This window comes from Methylosinus sp. DMC45 (assembly GCF_056313885.1).
This window is the reverse complement of record NZ_JBQUZK010000056.1, coordinates 105,057-122,997: the sequence shown is the minus strand read 5'-3', so window position 1 is coordinate 122,997 and position 17,941 is coordinate 105,057. Positions and strand designations below refer to the sequence as shown.

General features: G+C 66.8%; 19 protein-coding genes. 13 read left to right on the top strand and 6 right to left on the bottom strand.

Annotation, left to right across the window (positions count from 1 at the left end; genetic code table 11):
- Positions 1-33 precede the first annotated feature (33 nt).
- Positions 34-1,005 carry a 4-hydroxy-3-methylbut-2-enyl diphosphate reductase gene (ispH, locus tag ACT53T_RS19695; protein ID WP_400769782.1) on the bottom strand — a complete coding sequence of 324 codons (972 nt, stop codon included), beginning with the start codon at positions 1,003-1,005 and terminating at the stop codon, positions 34-36.
- Positions 1,006-1,231: 226 nt separating this feature from the next.
- On the opposite strand from ispH, the gene ACT53T_RS19690 reads away from it, so the two are divergent.
- Positions 1,232-1,909 carry a DUF937 domain-containing protein gene (locus ACT53T_RS19690; RefSeq protein WP_476162524.1) on the top strand — a complete coding sequence of 226 codons (678 nt, stop codon included), beginning with the start codon at positions 1,232-1,234 and terminating at the stop codon, positions 1,907-1,909.
- A 4-nt stretch (positions 1,910-1,913) separates the two neighbouring features.
- Here the strand turns inward: ACT53T_RS19690 and ACT53T_RS19685 are convergent, their stop codons facing one another.
- Entirely contained in the window at positions 1,914-2,081 is a 168-nt protein-coding gene (locus ACT53T_RS19685; RefSeq protein WP_018266747.1) for a Flp family type IVb pilin, read from the bottom strand.
- Between the two features lie 311 nt (positions 2,082-2,392).
- On the opposite strand from ACT53T_RS19685, the gene ACT53T_RS19680 reads away from it, so the two are divergent.
- Positions 2,393-3,766 carry a glutamate--cysteine ligase gene (locus tag ACT53T_RS19680; RefSeq protein WP_476162523.1) on the top strand — a complete coding sequence of 458 codons (1,374 nt, stop codon included), beginning with the start codon at positions 2,393-2,395 and terminating at the stop codon, positions 3,764-3,766.
- A 111-nt stretch (positions 3,767-3,877) separates the two neighbouring features.
- Here the strand turns inward: ACT53T_RS19680 and ACT53T_RS19675 are convergent, their stop codons facing one another.
- Together ACT53T_RS19675 and ACT53T_RS19670 are read right to left on the bottom strand one after the other, a co-directional pair.
- The gene (locus ACT53T_RS19675; protein ID WP_476162522.1) at positions 3,878-4,246 is read right to left on the bottom strand and encodes a hypothetical protein; all 369 of its coding nucleotides are present in this window, start codon (positions 4,244-4,246) and stop codon (positions 3,878-3,880) included.
- Positions 4,247-4,250: 4 nt separating this feature from the next.
- Positions 4,251-5,543, bottom strand: coding sequence for a L,D-transpeptidase family protein (locus ACT53T_RS19670; RefSeq protein ID WP_018266743.1), 1,293 nt, complete (start codon positions 5,541-5,543; stop codon positions 4,251-4,253).
- A 305-nt stretch (positions 5,544-5,848) separates the two neighbouring features.
- Here ACT53T_RS19670 and ACT53T_RS19665 point away from each other — a divergent pair, with 305 nt between their 5' ends.
- The 5 genes from ACT53T_RS19665 (at position 5,849) to ACT53T_RS19645 (ending at position 10,834) form a co-directional block, all read left to right on the top strand.
- Positions 5,849-6,367: a sigma-70 family RNA polymerase sigma factor gene (locus ACT53T_RS19665; RefSeq protein ID WP_476162823.1), complete on the top strand. Its 519-nt coding sequence runs from the start codon at positions 5,849-5,851 to the stop codon at positions 6,365-6,367.
- Positions 6,364-7,002, top strand: coding sequence for an NrsF family protein (locus ACT53T_RS19660; RefSeq protein ID WP_476162521.1), 639 nt, complete (start codon positions 6,364-6,366; stop codon positions 7,000-7,002). Before ACT53T_RS19665 ends, ACT53T_RS19660 begins: the two co-directional genes overlap by 4 nt.
- Positions 6,996-7,736 (top strand): TlyA family RNA methyltransferase, encoded by a 741-nt coding sequence (locus ACT53T_RS19655; protein ID WP_476162520.1) that lies wholly within the window; start codon positions 6,996-6,998, stop codon positions 7,734-7,736. The genes ACT53T_RS19660 and ACT53T_RS19655 overlap by 7 nt, the downstream gene beginning before the upstream one ends.
- Positions 7,736-9,004, top strand: coding sequence for a class I SAM-dependent RNA methyltransferase (locus tag ACT53T_RS19650; protein ID WP_476162519.1), 1,269 nt, complete (start codon positions 7,736-7,738; stop codon positions 9,002-9,004). The genes ACT53T_RS19655 and ACT53T_RS19650 overlap by 1 nt, the downstream gene beginning before the upstream one ends.
- Before the next feature lie 495 nt (positions 9,005-9,499).
- Positions 9,500-10,834: an FAD-binding oxidoreductase gene (locus tag ACT53T_RS19645; protein WP_476162822.1), complete on the top strand. Its 1,335-nt coding sequence runs from the start codon at positions 9,500-9,502 to the stop codon at positions 10,832-10,834.
- Here ACT53T_RS19645 and ACT53T_RS19640 read toward each other — a convergent pair.
- Both ACT53T_RS19640 and ACT53T_RS19635 read right to left on the bottom strand, forming a co-directional pair.
- Positions 10,812-11,471, bottom strand: a complete 660-nt coding sequence (locus ACT53T_RS19640) for a hypothetical protein (RefSeq protein WP_476162518.1) — start codon at positions 11,469-11,471, stop codon at positions 10,812-10,814. The genes ACT53T_RS19645 and ACT53T_RS19640 overlap by 23 nt on opposite strands.
- A gap of 51 nt (positions 11,472-11,522) precedes the next feature.
- The gene (locus tag ACT53T_RS19635; protein WP_020493741.1) at positions 11,523-12,056 is read right to left on the bottom strand and encodes an invasion associated locus B family protein; all 534 of its coding nucleotides are present in this window, start codon (positions 12,054-12,056) and stop codon (positions 11,523-11,525) included.
- A 346-nt stretch (positions 12,057-12,402) separates the two neighbouring features.
- On the opposite strand from ACT53T_RS19635, the gene coxB reads away from it, so the two are divergent.
- From coxB to ACT53T_RS19605, 6 genes are all read left to right on the top strand, one after another.
- Positions 12,403-13,278: a cytochrome c oxidase subunit II gene (gene coxB / locus ACT53T_RS19630; RefSeq protein ID WP_476162517.1), complete on the top strand. Its 876-nt coding sequence runs from the start codon at positions 12,403-12,405 to the stop codon at positions 13,276-13,278.
- Between the two features lie 53 nt (positions 13,279-13,331).
- Positions 13,332-14,999 carry a cytochrome c oxidase subunit I gene (gene ctaD, locus ACT53T_RS19625; RefSeq protein WP_036294648.1) on the top strand — a complete coding sequence of 556 codons (1,668 nt, stop codon included), beginning with the start codon at positions 13,332-13,334 and terminating at the stop codon, positions 14,997-14,999.
- Positions 15,000-15,185: 186 nt separating this feature from the next.
- On the top strand, positions 15,186-16,124 hold the full coding sequence (locus ACT53T_RS19620; RefSeq protein ID WP_400769774.1) for a heme o synthase: 939 nt from the start codon (positions 15,186-15,188) through the stop codon (positions 16,122-16,124).
- 11 nt (positions 16,125-16,135) lie between these two features.
- On the top strand, positions 16,136-16,318 hold the full coding sequence (locus ACT53T_RS19615) for a hypothetical protein (RefSeq protein WP_018266732.1): 183 nt from the start codon (positions 16,136-16,138) through the stop codon (positions 16,316-16,318).
- Between the two features lie 7 nt (positions 16,319-16,325).
- Complete coding sequence (locus ACT53T_RS19610) at positions 16,326-16,919, top strand: cytochrome c oxidase assembly protein (RefSeq protein ID WP_476162516.1); 594 nt, start codon at positions 16,326-16,328, stop codon at positions 16,917-16,919.
- Between the two features lie 106 nt (positions 16,920-17,025).
- Complete coding sequence (locus tag ACT53T_RS19605; RefSeq protein ID WP_018266730.1) at positions 17,026-17,889, top strand: cytochrome c oxidase subunit 3; 864 nt, start codon at positions 17,026-17,028, stop codon at positions 17,887-17,889.
- Positions 17,890-17,941: the final 52 nt, after the last annotated feature.

The following is a 17,941-nucleotide window of genomic DNA, read 5'->3' as shown; positions in this document are numbered from 1 at the left end:
GAGTTCCGCGCGGTTGGAGAAATGCCGGGCGCGTCAAGCGTGCGCGCGCAGCTCCTTGGGAAGCGGGAAGGCGACATCCTCCAGCGCGGCGGAGACGGTCTCGACCGAAATTTCATAGCGCTCGGCGAAAGCCTCCATGATCTCCTCGACCAGAACCTCCGGCGCCGAGGCGCCGGCGCTGATGCCGAGCGAGCCGATGCCGGTGAACATGCTCCAGTCGATCTCGCTGCGGCCCTGGACCAGCTGGGCGGGCGCGCCGGCGCGCTCGGCCACCTCGCGCAGGCGCTGCGAGTTCGAGGAATTGGGCGAGCCGACCACGATCACCGCATCGACCTGCGGCGCGACCTGCTTGACCGCGCCCTGGCGATTGGTGGTCGCATAGCAGATGTCCTCCTTGTGCGGACCGACGATCTGCGGGAAGCGCCGCGTCAGCGCGCTGACGATCTCCTGCGAATCGTCGAGCGACAGAGTGGTCTGCGTCACATAGGCGAGATCGGCCACATCCTCGAGCCGCAGCTCGGCCACCGCCTCCACCGATTCGACCAGCACGACCGCGCCCGGCGGCAGCTGGCCCATGGTGCCGACCACTTCCGGGTGGCCGGAATGGCCGACGAGCAGCACTTTTCGCCCGCGCTTGTGATGAATCTCCGCCTCGCGATGCACCTTCGTCACCAGCGGGCAAGTGGCGTCGATCGCCAGAAGATTGCGCGCGGCGGCCTCGGCGGAAACCGATTTGGCGACGCCATGGGCGGAGAAGATCACCGGCGCCTTGGTGTCCGGCACCTCCTCCAGCTCCTCGACGAAGATCGCGCCCTTGGCTTTCAGCGCCTCGACCACATAGCGATTATGGACGATCTCGTGCCGCACATAGACGGGCGGGCCGAATTTGGCGAGCGCCCGCTCCACCGCGTCGATCGCGCGCACGACGCCGGCGCAAAAGCCCCGCGGCGAGCACAGCAGAATCTTCAACGGCGGCTTTGACGACGGGCGATGCTGAATATTCATCCTCTAGCGCCTCTCGATCGAAAAGGGGGCGGCCGAAGCGCGCCGCTTTGTGTGTCCCGCATAGGGAAAGGTGTCAAGCCGAGGGCGCGCCATTGGGGGACGATGGCCCGACGCTCTGCACGCTCCCTCGCGGCCTGCCGAAAAATCTGCTACACAGGCGATCGACGAAGACTGGCCGCGCCAATGCCGGAGTGTCTCGCGGCCCATTGAGGGGACGGGGGCGAATATGTCGAATATCGTCGATATAATACAGTCCGCCCAGGGCGGCCAGATCATCGAAAATCTCTCCGAGCGCTTCGGCCTCGCGTCCTGGCAGACGCGATCGGCGGTCGAATCGCTGCTGCCGGCGCTGGTCGCGGCGCTGAGCAAGGCGGCCGAAGAGCCCGATTCGCTGCGCCCCGTCATCGACGCCGCCAATGATTCCACCCATCGCGCCGCTTTCGAGAGCGCCGAGGAGGCCCATTCGCAGGCCAGCGTCGAGGGCGGCGACGCCATTGTCGCGCATCTCTTCGGCTCCGCCTCGGCCGCCGGCGAGGTCTCGCAATTCGTCGCGCGCGACAGCGGCCTGCGCGCCGATGTGCTGCAGCGCCTGCTGCCGATTCTCGTCTCTGTCGCCGCCGGCGGCCTCGGCTCGACGCTGGAGCGTCAGAGCGCCGCCGAGCCTCCGGCTCCCACGCCGGCGCCGCCGCCCGCGCCCTCGGGCGGCTGGCTGAGCGCGCTTTTTGGAACTTTGTTCGGGACGAAGCCGGCGGCCCCGCCGCCGCAGGCCGCGCCCGCCGCCGAGCCCGTGGACGCGCTGGAAGCCGCTCGAACAAAAATTCGCGAGACGCTCGCGCCCGCGGCCGAGCGGCAGGCCGATCTCGACGAATTGCTGGGACGGATCTTCGCCTCGGCGAAGGTCTGAGAGCTCAGGTCAGATTATTGGCGACGGGCAGATAATAGGCCGCCGAGAGCTTTGTGCCGATGATGCGCGTCGCCGCCAGGATCACGATCGAGAGAAAAAAGCCGATCATCGCATATTCGAGGGTGGTCGCTCCGCTCTCGTCGGCCAGAAATCGGCGCAGGCAATTCGGCATGGATCAAATTCCTCGGGCGGGCCGGCCGGGGAGCGGGCGTCGCATTTCATTTGACGAAAACACGGCCGTCTCGGTAACAGAAACATAAGCTTAATTCGTCTCGAAAGCGTTAAGCCATGCGCCGCCCGGGCGCCGGGCGCGGCGGGGCGGTCTTGCGCGCGGGCGGCTTTTCCGCCAATTCAGCAGCCGGAACGCATATTGCTTCGGCGCCCACGCCGGAAGCGCTGTGGTTCGCGCCCGCCCTTTCGCGCCCGCCGAAAGGGAAGTCGACCTATATGGACCGCTGCGCCGGTCCTCACTGAAAGTTGCTGATGGCTCGCGACGTAAACGATACGACGCCGATCACGTCGCGCAATGCGCTCGTGGAGTGGTTCGAGGCCGGCGTTAAGGCGCCCGACGATCTCAATGTCGGGACGGAACATGAGAAAATCGCGTTTTTCGACGAAAGCCGCGCGCCGGTTCCCTATACGTCGCCCGCCGGCGGCATAAAGGATCTGCTGGAAGGTCTGGGCGCCGCGCTCGGCTGGGAGCCGATAACCGACAGGGAGGCCATCATCGGCCTCTATGATCCGCATGGCATGGGCGCCGTGTCGCTGGAGCCGGGCGGACAGTTCGAGCTCTCCGGCGCGCCGCTGGCCACCGTCCATGCGACGAAGGCCGAGCTCGACGCCCATTTCGCGGCGCTGGAGCCGGTGGCGCGCCGTTACGGCGTCTCCTTCCTCGATCTCGGCGCGAGCCCCAAATGGCGGCGCAGCGAGACGCCGGCCATGCCCAAGCAGCGCTATGGGATCATGGCCGCCTATATGCCGAAGGTCGGCTCGCTCGGCCTCGACATGATGTTCCGCACCGCGACCATACAGGTCAATCTCGACTACACGTCCGAGAAGGACATGGTGGACAAGCTGCGCGTCGGCCTGGCGCTGCAGCCGATGGTCACGGCGCTCTTCGCCAATTCGCCCTTCATCGACGGCGAGCCGAGCGGCTTCCTGTCGCAGCGCTCGCAAATCTGGCGCGACACCGACGGCGGCCGCACCGGAATGCTGCCCTTCGCCTTCGAGCCCGGCATGGGCTTCGAGCGCTATGTGGATTACGCGCTGGACGTGCCGCTCTATTTCGTGAAGCGCGGCGAGGTCTATCACGATGTCGCCGGCGCGAGCTTCCGCGACCTTCTGGACGGCAAGCTCGCGGCCTTGCCCGGCGAGCGCGCGACAATGTCGGACTGGGCCAATCATCTCGGCGCGATTTTCCCGGAGGCGCGGCTGAAGCGCTATCTCGAGATGCGCGGCGCCGATGGCGGCCCGCGCTCCCATATGACCGCTCTGCCGGCGCTCTTCGTCGGCCTCTTCTACGATCGCGCGGCGCTGGACGGCGCGCTGGCGCTGATCGAGGGCTGGAGCGCCGAGGAGCGCGAGGCGCTGCGCGCCGATGTTCCGCGCCTCGCCTTGGAGGCGCGCATCGGCGGACGGCGGGCGCTCGATATTGCGCGCGACATGCTGGCTCTGGCGCGCGGCGGCCTCGCTCGTCGGGCGAGGCTGGACGCGCAAGCCCGCGACGAGACCATCTATCTCGCGCCGCTGGAGGAGATCGCCGAGACGGGCCGCACGCTCGCGGAACGGCGGCTCGAGGCCTATCACGGAAGCTGGGGCCGCTCGGTCGACCCGGCCTTCACGGATTGCCTGCTGTAAGAGGAGCGGCGCCGGCGCCGCCGCCGCCTCGGCCATGCCGACGCAAAGCGCGACGCTGGAACATCTCCGCTCGTCGATCCGGCTTTAGAGCCTTGCGAGCCTCCTGCGCGTTCAGCGGAACAGGCCTTGAAACAGCCGAGCGACGCCGGCGACGCCTGTGAGACCCAGCGCGACGGTGATTGTCGCCGCGCGCGTGCGTGTCATGGCCGGATCACGCGACAGCAGGACGCGTCCGATGAAGCCCGTGGCGAAGGCTGCGGCGACCAGCGCCGCGACGATCAATGAGATCATCGCGCCTAGCCCGCAGCTCGGTTCGGATGGGCGGTCGAGGAGTGGCTGCGCCAAAAATGCGATGATCGCGAGCCAGAAGATCGATACGGCGGCGAGCGGCCGCCGCCCGCGCATCGCGAGCGTCGAGGCGAATGGAATGAGATAGCATGCGAGCAGGAGCAGGATCGTGAGCGCCTGCTCCCAACGCATGCGCTCAGTTCTCCTCCTCGCCGAACACCGGCAGCAGCTGCGGCGAGCGGGAGGCTTGGCGCGAGGGCGCCGGCGTCGGCGCGGGGCCCGATTGCTGCGGGATGGAGGCGGCGAGGCCGAGACCATCGCGCTGATAAATATCCTCGCGGAACTGCATCACCCCGTCGGGCGTCGCCCAGGCGGTGACATAGACCCAATAGACCGGCACGGCGGGGGAAATCTTCACATCGATGCGCTCGCCGGAGCGGATCGCCTCGTCGATATGGTCGCGGTCCCAGCCGGGCGTCTCCTTCAGCAGCCAGGCGACATAGTCGCGCACATTCTGCAGACGGATGCAGCCGGAGGAGACGAAGCGGAAGTCGTCGCCGAAAATGCCCTTGGCCGGCGTGTCGTGCATATAGACGCCGTAAGGATTGGCGATGTCGATGCGCACCACGCCGAGCGAGTTGAAGTCGCCGCCCGTGTCCTGGCGGAACTTGTAGTTCAGCGCCTCGAGCGAGTTCCAGTTGATCTGCTGCGGGGAGAGCTCGACGCCCTCCTTGTTGTAGACGCGGATGTGATTGTCCGAGAGATAATTGGGGTCCGCCTGCATCTTGGGGATCAGATCCTTGCGGATGACGGAGGCGGGCACGGTCCAGAACGGGTTGAAATTGACCTGGATCGCCTTGGTCTGCATCACCGGCGACTGGCGGTCGATCTTGCCGACGCCGGCCGTATGATGGGTGACGACGGCGCCGTTCTCCACCGTCTCCACAGTGGCGGCCGGGATGTTGGCCGTCACATAGCGATTGCCGAGATCGCGCGAGAAGCTGCGCAGGCGCACGAGATTGGTCTCGAGCTGGCGCAGGCGCAGCTCGGCGGAGACATTGAGCGCGGCGAAGGTCTGCGTCGAGACGACGCCCGTGGCGTTGACGCCGTGGCGCGCCTGGAAGCGCCGCACCGCGGCTTCCACGAAAGAATCGAAGACGGGGCTCACGCCGGCCTCGGCGCCGATGTCGCCGGAGACGATGAGCCGGCGGCGCAGCGCCGAGACGGCCGGGCCGTTGGAGCCGAGCCGCAGCTGCTGGCCGGCCGGCACCATGGGCCAGCCGCCGCGCGCGACGATCTCCTGCAGCTGCGTGATGGCGGCCTCGGTCGCGGCGACGGTCTGCGCGGAGAGGATGGGGGTGGTCGAGCGCGAGACGGTCAGTCTCGGGTCGGCGTCATAGCGCTGCGCCCATTCGGCCTGGCCGTCATAGGCGTCGCCCGCGGCGATCGCCGCAGTCGTCCCGGCGCCGGCGAGAGCGAGAACGCTCAACGAAAAGACGGACTTCGAAAACCTACGCAAGGGGGAGCTCCAATCCGACTGCGCCCGCAGCGGGCGAGGCCGCTGTCGCGCGGCGCGTCGATAGATTTGCGATTCTTTCGTTAAGAAGGCGCGAATAGTCCGGCGTTTTTGTGACGCGCCATGAAAATCCGAGAACCGAAAAACGAAAATCCGAGAACCGAAAACGCGCCTCTCGACGCATCCCCCGCGCATGACGTAACGAGAGAGCGCTTTTTCACGAATGGCAAGGTGGGCATTTGGGAGCGCGAGACGCCGAGGAGGAATGGGCCGTGCTGATGCGCGCCGCCATAGCGGGCGATTCGGGCGCCTATAAGAGGCTGCTGCTGTCGCTGACGCCGACGCTGCGCGGCGTCGCTCGGCGCGATTGCGCGCGGCTCGGCGTCGATGTCGCAGAGGCGGAGGATATCGTGCAGGAGACGCTGCTCGCCATTCACCTCAAGCGCGACACTTGGGACATGGACCGGCCGATCGGGCCATGGATCATGACCATTGCGCGCAACAAGCTGATCGACGCGCGCCGTCGCCGCGGCGCCAAATCGCCGCTGCCGATCGACGACGCCTTCGATCTCGCGGCGCCCGAGGCGGCGGACGAGGGCGTCGACCGGCAGGATGTCGATCGTCTGCTCGGCGAGCTCGGCGAGCGTCAGCGCGATCTCGTGCGCTACCTCTCGATCGACGGACATTCGGTGAAGGAGGCGGCCGAGCGCTATCGAATGAGCGAGGGCGCGGTGCGCGTCGCTCTGCATCGCGCGATCAAGGCTCTGGCGGCGCTCTATCGGAGGGGCGAGAAATGAGAACGGAAGAGCTGATCGGCGCGCTCGTCGCGGACCATGCGCCCTCGCGCTTTCGCTTCGCGCAGATTTTCGCCGGCGCGCTCGTCGCCGCGGCCCTCGTCGCCGGCGCCGTGCTCCTCGCCTTCATCGGCGTGCGGGCCGATCTCGGCGTGGCCATGCGCACGCTGCGCTTTCTCGCCAAATTCGCGGTGACGCTCTGCCTGCTCGCCGCCGGCGTCGGCCTGCTGCGCCGGCTCGCCACGCCGGGCGCAGTGCCCGGCTATTGGCGTTTCGCGCCGTTGCTGGCGCTGCTCGCGCTCCTCATCGCGGTCGGCCTCGAGCTCGTCGCCGCGCCGGCGGAGAGCTGGGGCGCGCGGCTCGTCGGACATAATGCGCGCGCCTGCGTCCTGCTCATTCCGTTGATCGCGACGGGGCCGCTCGCCATTCTCATGCTGGCGCTGCGGCGCGGCGCGCCCAGCCGGCCGACGCTGGCCGGCGCGGTCGCCGGCCTCGTCGCCGGCGCGCTGGCGGCGAGCTTCTACGCCACGCATTGCACCGACGACAGCCCGCTCTTCGTCGCCGTCTGGTATTCGCTGGCCATCGGCATCGTCACGCTCGCGGGAGCGACGCTCGGCGCGCGACTGCTGAGATGGTGAGCGCGCAGGGGCCGCTCCGCGCCGATGTGGCTTTGTGCGAGCGCGGCTTTTTCGAGAGTCGCGCCAAGGCGCGCGAGGCGATACTCGCCGGCCTCGTCGAGGCGGACGGCCGCAGGATCGCCAAGCCTTCGCAGCTCGTCGCGCCCGGCGCGGAGATCGTCGCCCGGGCGCCGCATCCTTACGTCTCGCGCGGCGGCGTCAAGCTCGCCCATGCGCTGGAGGCTTTCGCCGTCGATGCGCGTGATCGCTATTGCCTCGATGTCGGCTCCTCGACCGGCGGCTTCACCGACGCGCTGCTGCGCGCCGGCGCGCGCCATGTCGTCGCGGTGGACGTCGGCCACGATCAATTGCACGAGCGGCTGCGGCGCGATGCGCGCGTCACCTCGCTGGAGGGGCAGGACGCGCGCGCCCTGACGCGCGCGCATCTGGCCGAGGCGCCGTCGCTGATCGTGATCGACGCCAGCTTCATCTCGCTGGCGCTGGTGCTGCCGCCGGTTCTGCCGCTAGCGGCCGAGGGGGCGAGCCTGCTGGCTCTGGTCAAGCCGCAATTCGAGGCCGGCCGCAAGGCCGGCAAGAAAGGTGTCGTGCGCGACGAGGCGGTCCACGCCGAGGTCTGCGCGCGCATTTCTACGGAGGTCGAGGCTTTGGCCTGGCCTGTGCTCGGCGTCATCGCCTCGCCGATCGAGGGCGGCGACGGCAATCGTGAATTTCTCCTCCATGCGCGGCGGGCCTGATGTTGCAAAGATTGGTCATCGAACGTCTCGGCCATAAGGGCGAGGGCGTCGCTCGCACGGAGGAGGGGCTCGTCTTCGCGGCTTTCGCTCTGCCGGGCGAGACTGTCCTCGCCGAGGTCGAGGGCGAGCGCGCCCGCGTCGTGGATATTCTCGAGCCCTCGCCGGATCGCATCGAGGCCTTCTGCCCGCATTACGGCGTATGCGGCGGCTGCGCCGTGCAGACCTTGGCCGCGCCCGCCTATGCGCAATGGAAGCGCAGCCTCGCCGAGACGGCGCTGCGCAACGCCGGGCTCGATTGGCCGGTCGAGCCGCTGATCGACGCCCATGGCGCGGGGCGCCGGCGCGTGACCTTTCACGCCCGCTTCGAGCGGAGCGTGGCGCGCGTCGGCTTCATGCGCGCGCGCTCGCATGATCTCGTCGAGATCGACGCCTGCCCCTTGCTCGAGCCGCGCCTCGCCGGCGCGCCCGCCGCGGCGCGCGCTCTGGCGCAGGCGCTCGCCGGGCGCGGCAAGCCGCTCGATCTCGCCGTGACCGCGGCGACCGGCGGCCTCGATATCGACATTCGCGGCGCCGGCGAGCTGGAGGAGCGCGAGACTCTGGCGCTGCTGGAGCTCGCCGAGACCCTCGATCTCGCCCGTCTCGCCAATCATGGGCGACTGGTGACGCTGCGCCTCCCGCCCGGCGTGATGATCGGCAAGACGCAGGTCCTCCCGCCGCCCGGCGCCTTTCTGCAGGCCACGGCGGAGGGCGAGGCCGCCATCGCCCGCCTCGTCGCGCAGGGCGTCGGCGAGAAGGCCAAGCGCGTGGCCGATCTCTTCTGCGGCGTCGGCGCTTTCGCGCTGCGGCTCGCGGCGCAGGCGCAAGTGACGGCGATCGATTCGGATGTGGCCGCGGTGGAGGCGCTGGACCGCGCCGCCCGCACGGCGCGGGGGCTGCGGCCGATCATCGCCCAGGCGCGCGATCTCTTCCGCCGCCCGCTCGACCCTCAGGAGCTGAGCCGTTTCGACGCTGTCGTCTTCGATCCGCCGCGCGCCGGCGCGCTGGCGCAGGCCGAGGCGCTGGCCGCCTCCGCCGTGCGCCGCATCGTCGCCGTCTCCTGCGATCCGCAGAGCTTCGCCCGTGACGCCGCTGTTTTGAGCAAGGGTGGATATGCCGCAAAATTCATCACGCCGATCGACCAATTTCGGCATTCGCCGCATCTCGAGCTCGTCGCTCTCTTCGAGCGGGCGTCCGAGGCCACGCCGCGCCGGCGGCTATTGTCGCGCTGACGCGAGCGCCGGCGGCGCGCAATTTTTCGTAGGTCCGCCTATGGCGGAATGGCCCGCAAATCCTACATTCAATCGTTGCATTTCATGTGACGACGGACCGTTTTCAGAAAGTGTTTCGGGGCTGGGCGGGGAATTTGTCTTGCCAGCCCTGTCGAGTTGGGCATAGGATTTGCGTCCATGTCCAGCGTGGGGAGCCGGCTCCTCGGGGGGCCAGGCTCGAATCTGGAAGGAGATGGTCACATGAATGCGCTTCTCGCCGCAACATTGTGCAGTATCGTCCTCGGCGGACTTCCTGTCGCCGCCGCCGCTTATGTGCGGGTCCGCCGCACCGATGAAGCGCATCGTCGTCGCCACTGGTGACCTTCTTCGAAGGGTCTCCCACAATCGAGGCAATCTTCGCTGACCGCCGTCGAAAAAGGACGCGATGACACGGGGCTGCTCGATCGCCTGAGCGCGATCGTGGGAAGTGGCGGCGTCATCGTCGATCCCGGCGATATGGCCGCCTATCTCCGTGAGCCGCGCGACGCGTTTTTCGGCCGCGCTCCTTGCATCGTCAAGCCGCGAAGCGCCCGCGAGGTCGCTTCCGTTCTCGCCCTCTGCAACGAGGCCGGCGTCGGCGTCGTTCCGCAGGGCGGCAATACGGGCCTCGTCGGCGGCCAGACGCCGGATGACAGCGGCGCGCAAATCGTGCTGTCGCTGCAAAAGCTCGACAAGATTCGTGAGGTCGATCCCGCTTCCGACACGATGACGGTCGAAGCCGGCGTCATTCTCGCCAATGTCCAGGCCGCCGCGGAAGCCGCCGGCCGCTATTTCCCCCTTTCGCTCGGCGCCGAAGGCAGCTGCACCATCGGCGGCAATCTCGCCACCAACGCCGGCGGCGTGCATGTGATCGCCTATGGAACGACGCGCGATCTCGCGCTCGGGCTCGAGGTGGCGCTCGCCGACGGGCGGCTGCTCAACGACCTCTCCAAGCTGCGCAAGGACAATACGGGCTATGACCTCGCCCATTTGTTCATCGGCTCGGAGGGCACGCTCGGAATCATCACCGCCGCGACGCTGAAGCTCTTTCCCCTGCCGCGCTCGCGCGCCACCGCATTCGTCGGCCTTCCCGATCCGCGCGCCGCGCTGGAGCTGCTGACGCTCGCCAAGGCGCGCGCCGGCTCGGCGCTGGTCGCCTTCGAGCTGATTCCGCGCATCGGCGTCGACTTCACGACGCGCCATATCGCCGGCGTGCGCGATCCGCTCGCCGGCGCGCATGGCTGGTATGTGCTGATGGAGCTGGCCTCGCCCGCCGAGAGCGGCGTCGAGGAGCTGCTGACCGAATTGCTCGGCGAGGCGATGGAGCAGGGGATCGCCGAGGACGCCGCTTTGGCCGCGACGCTGGAGCAGCGCGCCGGCCTATGGAAGCTGCGCGAGACTCTGCCGGAGGCGCAAAAGCCCGAGGGCGCCTCGATCAAGCACGACGTCTCTGTGCCGCTCGAGTCGATTCCGGCCTTTCTCGAGGAGGCGAGCGCGCGCGTCATCGCCCATGCGCCGGGCGCGCGGCCGACGCCCTTCGGCCATATGGGCGACGGCAACATCCACTATAATGTCTCGCAGCCCGAGGGCGCCGATCGTGACGCCTTCCTCGCCCGCCGCGCGGAGATCAACGAGATCGTCCATGGGCTGGTGACGAAATATGCGGGCTCGGTTTCCGCCGAGCATGGAATCGGCGTGCTGAAGCGCGATCTGCTGCGCAGAGTGAAGGACCCGGTGGCGCTCGAGCTGATGCGCGCGATCAAATCCGCGCTCGACCCGAAGGGAATCCTCAATCCGGGGAAGCTTCTGTAGCCGTGCGAGCGTGGCGCTTGCGGCGCTTTTGCGCCGGCGCCGATTTGTCGGCCGCGCCGCCTTCGAAGCCGACGAGTATCTCGTAATCATCGGCCGCCTGCGCGCCGAGATAGGGGACCGCCAGAGGCTCCGAGATCACGCGGAACTCGCCGCGCGCGGCGCCGGCGGGAACGCTCGCCGAGACGTGATAGGTTTTGGAGGCGAGGATGGATTCGTCCTTCTGCCGCCGCGCGGCGATCTTCAGCGCGCCGGAGAAGGAGCCGGGCTGGCCATTGGGGCCGAGCACGGCCGCGCCCTCCACGCCCACCTTTATGAGAATCTGGTCGCCGGACACTGTGCATTCGCGCGCGAGATGCGACAGCGAGAGCTGATAGCGCACCGAGGAATTATCCGCTCCCGGCGGAACGCGCAGCGTCGCCGCGCCGGTGTCGACGAGAATTTCCGGGCAATCGACCGCAGCGCCGGGCGCGGCCTGCACGGGCCGATCGGATTTTTGCGGCTCCTTCTCGCCGCCGCCGAAGACCGAGAGCGGATTTGGAAAGTCGAAGGCGCTCGCGCCGCTCGCCGCCAGCGCGGCCGCAATGGCGGAAATCGAGAGAATCGCGAAAAAGCGTCCCTTCATCCGTCTCTTGTCCATCGGCCCTCTCACCCTCTCGCCCATCGTCGTCATAAAACGCCATTACCGCCATCACGGCAATTTGGCGAATCCCTCCTTGAAGCCGGCGAGCGACAAGGGCAGGCCGACGCCCTCGTCCGGCGTCAGATAGATGACGAAAGTGGCCGTCTTGCCGTTCTTGAGCTGCTCGACGAGGGCGTCGTCCATCACCACATCGGCGACGCAGCCGGAGGGCAGGCAGCGCACGAAGCCGGTGTCGCCGATGCGCGTCTTGTCGATGGTGAGGCCGAGGCCTTTGATGAGCAAGACATTCAGCGGCGCGATGACGCGCAGCAGCCGGCTCTTGCCGTCGCTGGTCTTCAGCACCACGACGACGAGATTGACATTGGCCTTGTCCTCCGCGGCGACGCTCTGAATCAGCGCGCATTGCTCGGCGGCGGCGCCGGCCGGCGTCTCGCAGCGAATCTCCCAATCGCCGTATTTCGATTTGACCGCGCCCTGCGCCGCGGCGGGCGAGGCCGTAGAACATGCTGCGACTGCGAAAAACAGCCCCGCGACCACATGTCGCAACCTCGCGAGCCGGAGAACGGCGGCGTGCGGCCTCATTTTCGCTCCATCTTTTCTTCGATGCGGATTCCTATGGCCCTTAGGATCGAAAGCGGGCCAAATCGGGGCGTTACGAATAATCTCGAAGCTCCGGTCCTGCGTAGCAAATGGCCGCCCGCTGTCAAGCCGCCGGGCGCCGCCGCCGCAATTTTGCGCAGAGCCAGGTGGCGCGACTTTTTGTCAGGCAGACTGTGGCGCCGCAGCGATTGCGCGGCGCCGCTGTTTGTGGTTGAACCCGCGTGGGAATACCTGACGGGCCGGATTTGTGGCGGGTTCGGGCCGATCTAAAGCTACCGGATAACAAAATCATAACGACCTTGTTCCTGAGGTCCGAGAGGCGATCTTCATGCTCATCGGCAGACGACTCACACTCCGCCGCGCGGCCTTGATGGCCAGCGCCGTATCCTCCCTGCTCCTGCTCGCCGGCGTCGCATCCGCCGAGGTGATCGGGCAGCCCACTCCGGGAGGCCTCGGTCTTCCGGCGACAGTGACGGAAGTCGGCGCCGAGACGCAGTTTTTCTACAATGTCATTCTGCTTCCCATCATCAGCTTTATCGGTCTCTTCGTTCTCGGGCTTCTCATCTACGTCTGCTGGCGCTTCAACGAGAACGCCAATCCGGTTCCCTCCAAGCTCACCCATCACACCGGCCTCGAGGTCGTCTGGACGCTGGTTCCGGTGCTGATCCTGGTGTTCATCGCCATCCCCTCTTTCCGGCTGCTCGCGCATCAGGTCGAGATTCCCGAGCCGAAGGTGACGATCAAGGTCACCGGCAATCAATGGTACTGGTCCTACGCCTATCCCGAGGATCAGGGCGGCGGCTTCTCCTTCGATCAGTTCCTGAAGCCCGAGGCCGAGCTGAAGCCCGAGAATGGCGACGTTCGTCTGCTCTCGGTGGACAATGAGGCGGTCGTGCCGGTCGGCGAGGTCGTCAAGCTGCAAGTGATCGCCTCCGACGTGATCCACTCCTTCACCATTCCGGCGTTCACCGTCCGCATCGACGCCGTGCCGGGCCGCCTGAACGAGACTTGGTTCAAGGCCGAGAAGGAAGGCATTTTCTACGGCCAGTGCTCGAAGATCTGCGGCAAGGATCATGCGTTCATGCCGGCCGCCATCCGCGTCGTCTCCAAGGAGAAATACGCAGAATGGCTGGTCGAGGCGAAGAAGAAGTTCGCCCAGGCCGACGGGCGCATGCGCGTCGCCGACGAGAGCGCCGCGCGCTGACCTTCTCGCATCGCCAACCGAACAAAGCCAAGCATTCTTCGAGGATCACGACCATGGACGCCATCTCGACCGAGGCGGGGGCCCACCACGACCACCCCACCGGCCTGCGCCGCTTTCTCTTCTCGACCAACCATAAAGACATCGGCACGCTCTATTTGATCCTCGCCGTCGTCGGCGGCCTCATCGGCTTCCTGATGTCCATGGCCATTCGCGCCGAGCTCGCGCATCCGGGCATCTCGGTGTTTCCGGGCATTTCCGCGCTGCTGCACGGGACCGATCCGACCAATATCGACGCGGCCAAGAATCTCTACAATGTGTTCATCACCGCCCATGGCGTGCTGATGATCTTCTTCTTCGTCATGCCGGCGCTGATGGGCGGCTTCGCCAATTGGTTCGTGCCGATCATGATCGGCGCGCCGGACATGGCTTTCCCGCGCCTCAACAACATCTCCTTCTGGCTGCTCGCCGTGGCGCTGGTGCTGGTGGTGCTGTCGACCTTCGCGGAGGGCGCTCCGGGCTCGCTCGGCTTCGGCGGCGGCTGGGTGTTCTACCCGCCTCTGTCGTCCAACACGGGCCATCCCGGGCCGGCGATGGATTATGTGATCCTGTCGCTGCATCTGGCCGGCGCCTCGTCGATCCTCGGCTCGATCAACTTCATCACCACCATCTTCAACATGCGCGCGCCGGGCATGACGCTGCACAAGATGCCGCTGTTCGCCTGGGGCATGCTGGTGACGGCCTTCCTGCTGGTGCTGACGCTGCCCGTGCTCGCCGGCGCCATCACCATGCTGCTGACGGACCGCAACTTCGGCACCACCTTCTATGATCCGTCGGGCGGCGGCGATCCGATCCTGTTCCAGCATCTGTTCTGGTTCTTCGGCCACCCGGAAGTCTATGTTCTGATCCTGCCGGCCTTCGGCATCATCAGCCACATCGTCTCCACCTTCTCGCGCAAGCCCGTGTTCGGCTATCTCGGCATGGCCTACGCCATGGTGTCGATCGGCTTCCTCGGCTGCATCGTGTGGGCGCACCACATGTATACGGTCGGCCTGTCGCTCAACGCGCAGCGCTATTTCGTCTTCGCCACAATGGTCATCGCGGTGCCGACCGGCATCAAGATCTTCTCCTGGATCGCGACCATGTGGGGCGGCTCCATCTCCTTCCGCGCCCCCATGTGGTGGGCGATCGGCTTCATCTTCGTGTTCACGCTCGGCGGCGTCACCGGCGTCGTGCTGGCCAACGCTTCCGCCGACCGCCAGCTGCACGAGACCTATTACGTCGTCGCCCACTTCCACTACACCATGTCGCTCGGCGCGGTGTTCGGAGTCTTCGCGGGCTTCTACTACTGGTTCCCGAAGATGACGGGCTACATGTACAACGAGACGCTGTCGAAGGCGCATTTCCTGCTGCTCTTCGCCGGCATCAACCTCGTCTTCTTCCCGCAGCACTTCCTCGGCCTCGCCGGAATGCCGCGCCGCTACATCGACTACCCGGACGCGTTCGCGCTGTGGAACTACTGGTCGTCGGTCGGCGCCGCCATCGCCGCGGTCAGCGTCCTGCTCTTCTTCTACACGGTCGCGGAGGCTTTCCTGCGCAAGCGTGAGGCGGGCAATAATCCCTGGGGCGTGGGCGCGACGACGCTCGAGTGGACGCTGTCCTCACCGCCGCCCTTCCATCAGTTCGAGACCCTGCCGCGCATCACCGGCTCGGGCCACCACTGAGGCAATATCCTCCGGCCGCGGCGCTCGTTGTCGCGGCCGGAGCGATCCGGCTCTTCTCGCGGGACGAGCGCCCCGCGCGACCTTCGGAACGATCGCCGACACGACGACGATCTCCGCGAGACAATGATCTTCGCGAGACCGTCGAAAATCGAGAACGAGAACGATCGCCAATAAAAGAGTGAGAGCATGAGCGACGCCTCCTTCATCCTCGACGAAGCTTCGGCCCCGCGCGCGCCTGTCGCCGCCCCCGGCGATTATTTCGCTCTGCTGAAGCCGCGCGTGATGTCGCTCGTCGTGTTCACGGCGCTCGCCGGCATTCTGCTGGCGCCGGCCGCGCCGCATCCTTTCATCGCCTTCGCCTCGCTGCTGGCCATCGCCGTCGGCGCGGGCGCGTCGGGCGCGCTCAACATGTGGTACGACGCCGATATCGACCGGCTGATGACGCGCACGCGTCGCCGGCCCATTCCCGCCGGCCGCCTCGGCCGCGAGGAGGCGCTCGCCTTCGGCCTCTTCCTCTCCATAATGGCGGTGTTCACGCTCGGCCTGGTCGCCAATTGGCTGGCCGCCGGCCTGCTCGCCTTCACCATCTTCTTCTATGTCGTCGTCTATACGATGTGGCTGAAGCGCTCGACGCCGATGAACATCGTCATCGGCGGCGCGGCCGGCGCGCTGCCGCCCGTCGTCGGCTTCGCCGCGGCGACCGGCGCCGTCGATCTCTCCAGCGTCATTCTTTTCGGCATCATCTTCATGTGGACGCCGCCGCATTTCTGGGCGCTGGCCCTGGTCAAGCGCGAGGAATATGGCGCCGCCGGCATCCCCATGCTGCCCAATGTGCATGGCGAGACGCGCACCCGCCTCGAGATCCTCGTCTATTCCATCTTCCTCGCGCCCATCGGCGTCGCGCCCTATCTGCTGGGCTTCGCCTCGCCGGTCTATGGCGTCGTCTCGCTGCTGCTGGGCGTGGCGCTCGTCGCCTGCGCGGTGGAGGTCTATCTGCGCCGCGACGGCGACAAGGCGCGCCGCGCGGCTATGCGCCTCTTCTTCTTCTCCATCGTCTATTTGACGCTGTTGTTCATGGTTCTGGTGATCGAGAGGCTTGTCGCCCTCTCGTCCTGGCTCGCCTGAAGGAGCATCGCATGACGATCGGCCGACACGAGGACACTGAGCGGCGAGAGGGCGTCGTCCTCACGCCGGAGCAGGCGAAGAGCCGCCGCGCCCGCAACATAGCGATCGGCGTCGCCGTGGCGCTGTTCGTGGCGCTCTTCTATTTTGTCACCATTGTGAAGCTCGGCGGCAACGTCGTGCCGCGGGCGGGGTGAGGTCGTGATGGGCGCGGATCGCAAAGAGAAAGGCCACGCCGGCAGGGGCGCCGCGCTGCTGATCGGCGGCTCGGTGGCGATGCTGATTCTGTCCTTCGCCTCGGTCCCGCTCTATCGCGCCTTCTGCTCCGCCACCGGCTTCGGCGGCACGACGCAGGTCGCCAAGCTCGCGCCGGCCAAGCCCGGCGAGCGCAGCATCGGCGTGCGCTTCGACGCCAATGTCGCGCGCGATCTGCCCTGGCGCTTCGAGCCGGAGACGCCCCGCATCGTGGTGCGCACCGGCGAGACCGCGACCATCTATTACAAGGTCGTCAATCTCTCCGATCAGGAGACGAGCGGCGTCGCCGCCTACAATGTCAGCCCGGATCAGGCCGGCGCCTATTTCGACAAGCTCGCCTGCTTCTGCTTCTCGGAGCAGAAGCTCGCGCCGCATGAGAGCGCCGAATGGCCGGTGGTGTTCTTCCTCGATCCGGCGCTCGAGGCCGATGAGACGATGCGCCACGTCGAGGAGATCACGCTCTCCTATTCCTTCTTCGCCTCCAAAAAGCCCAAGGACGCAAAGCCCAAGGAGGCGGCGAGCGGCGTGAAGCCGAAGACGTGACGTAAAAGAATGCGACGAGGGACGCCCGCGGCGGAGCGAGCCACTCGAGCGATTGGAGCCCTGTGAACGAGACCGGCCCGGCCGGCGAAATCTCGAGGATACTGATATGTCGGACGGACACGCGAAACCAAATCACGATTATCATCTCGTCGATCCGAGCCCGTGGCCGCTCGTCGGCTCGCTCGCCGCGCTGTTCACCGCGATCGGCGCCATCTATTGGATGAAGGGCCTGCCGCTGCTGGGCGTGAAGATCGGCGGTCCGCTGCTGTTCAGCGCCGGTTTCGCCGGCATTCTCTTTACCATGTGGTCCTGGTGGAGCGACATCATCCGCGAGGCCGAGCATGAGGGCCATCACACCGCGGTCGTGCAGCTGCATCACCGCTATGGCGTGATCCTCTTCATCCTCTCCGAGGTGATGTTCTTTGTCGCCTGGTTCTGGGCCTTCTTCAATTCGGCGATCTTCCCGGCCGATCCGCAGCAGTTCGCCCGCACCGAGCTGTTCCAGGGCGTGTGGCCGCCGCATGGGATCGAGGTGCTCAATCCCTGGCATCTGCCGCTGCTGAACACGGTGATCCTGCTCACCTCCGGCGCGACGCTCACCTATGCGCATCACGGCCTGCTGCACAATAATCGCGACGCGCTGAAGAGGGGCCTCATCGCCACCATCGCGCTCGGCCTGATCTTCACCTGCGTCCAGGCCTATGAATACGCCCATGCGCCCTTCGCCTTCAAAGGCTCGATCTATGGCGCGAGCTTCTTCATGGCGACCGGCTTCCACGGCTTCCATGTGATCGTCGGCTCTATCTTCCTCATCGTCTGCCTCGCGCGCGCGCTCGCCGGCCAGTTCAAGCCGGAGCAGCATCTCGGCTTCGAGTTCGCCGCGTGGTATTGGCATTTCGTCGACGTCGTCTGGCTGTTCCTGTTCGCCTCCATCTACGTTTGGGGCAACTGGGGCGGCCATATGGAGTGACGGGACGAGCCCATTTCGGCTTCTTTTGAGAGAAGCGCCGGCGGGGTCTCGT

Coding starts and splice junctions, on each gene's coding strand:
- coxB (WP_476162517.1), top strand. CDS start 12,403: ATGCTCATCGGCAGACGACTCACACTCCGCCGCGCGGCCTTGATGGCC.
- ACT53T_RS19645 (WP_476162822.1), top strand. CDS start 9,500: ATGGCCGCCTATCTCCGTGAGCCGCGCGACGCGTTTTTCGGCCGCGCT.
- ACT53T_RS19655 (WP_476162520.1), top strand. CDS start 6,996: ATGGTGAGCGCGCAGGGGCCGCTCCGCGCCGATGTGGCTTTGTGCGAG.
- ACT53T_RS19680 (WP_476162523.1), top strand. CDS start 2,393: ATGGCTCGCGACGTAAACGATACGACGCCGATCACGTCGCGCAATGCG.
- ispH (WP_400769782.1), bottom strand. CDS start 1,005: ATGAATATTCAGCATCGCCCGTCGTCAAAGCCGCCGTTGAAGATTCTG.
- ACT53T_RS19675 (WP_476162522.1), bottom strand. CDS start 4,246: ATGCGTTGGGAGCAGGCGCTCACGATCCTGCTCCTGCTCGCATGCTAT.
- ACT53T_RS19665 (WP_476162823.1), top strand. CDS start 5,849: ATGCGCGCCGCCATAGCGGGCGATTCGGGCGCCTATAAGAGGCTGCTG.
- ACT53T_RS19610 (WP_476162516.1), top strand. CDS start 16,326: ATGGGCGCGGATCGCAAAGAGAAAGGCCACGCCGGCAGGGGCGCCGCG.
- ACT53T_RS19620 (WP_400769774.1), top strand. CDS start 15,186: ATGAGCGACGCCTCCTTCATCCTCGACGAAGCTTCGGCCCCGCGCGCG.
- ACT53T_RS19690 (WP_476162524.1), top strand. CDS start 1,232: ATGTCGAATATCGTCGATATAATACAGTCCGCCCAGGGCGGCCAGATC.
- ACT53T_RS19615 (WP_018266732.1), top strand. CDS start 16,136: ATGACGATCGGCCGACACGAGGACACTGAGCGGCGAGAGGGCGTCGTC.
- ACT53T_RS19650 (WP_476162519.1), top strand. CDS start 7,736: ATGTTGCAAAGATTGGTCATCGAACGTCTCGGCCATAAGGGCGAGGGC.
- ACT53T_RS19660 (WP_476162521.1), top strand. CDS start 6,364: ATGAGAACGGAAGAGCTGATCGGCGCGCTCGTCGCGGACCATGCGCCC.
- ACT53T_RS19605 (WP_018266730.1), top strand. CDS start 17,026: ATGTCGGACGGACACGCGAAACCAAATCACGATTATCATCTCGTCGAT.
- ACT53T_RS19640 (WP_476162518.1), bottom strand. CDS start 11,471: ATGGACAAGAGACGGATGAAGGGACGCTTTTTCGCGATTCTCTCGATT.
- ctaD (WP_036294648.1), top strand. CDS start 13,332: ATGGACGCCATCTCGACCGAGGCGGGGGCCCACCACGACCACCCCACC.
- ACT53T_RS19685 (WP_018266747.1), bottom strand. CDS start 2,081: ATGCCGAATTGCCTGCGCCGATTTCTGGCCGACGAGAGCGGAGCGACC.
- ACT53T_RS19635 (WP_020493741.1), bottom strand. CDS start 12,056: ATGAGGCCGCACGCCGCCGTTCTCCGGCTCGCGAGGTTGCGACATGTG.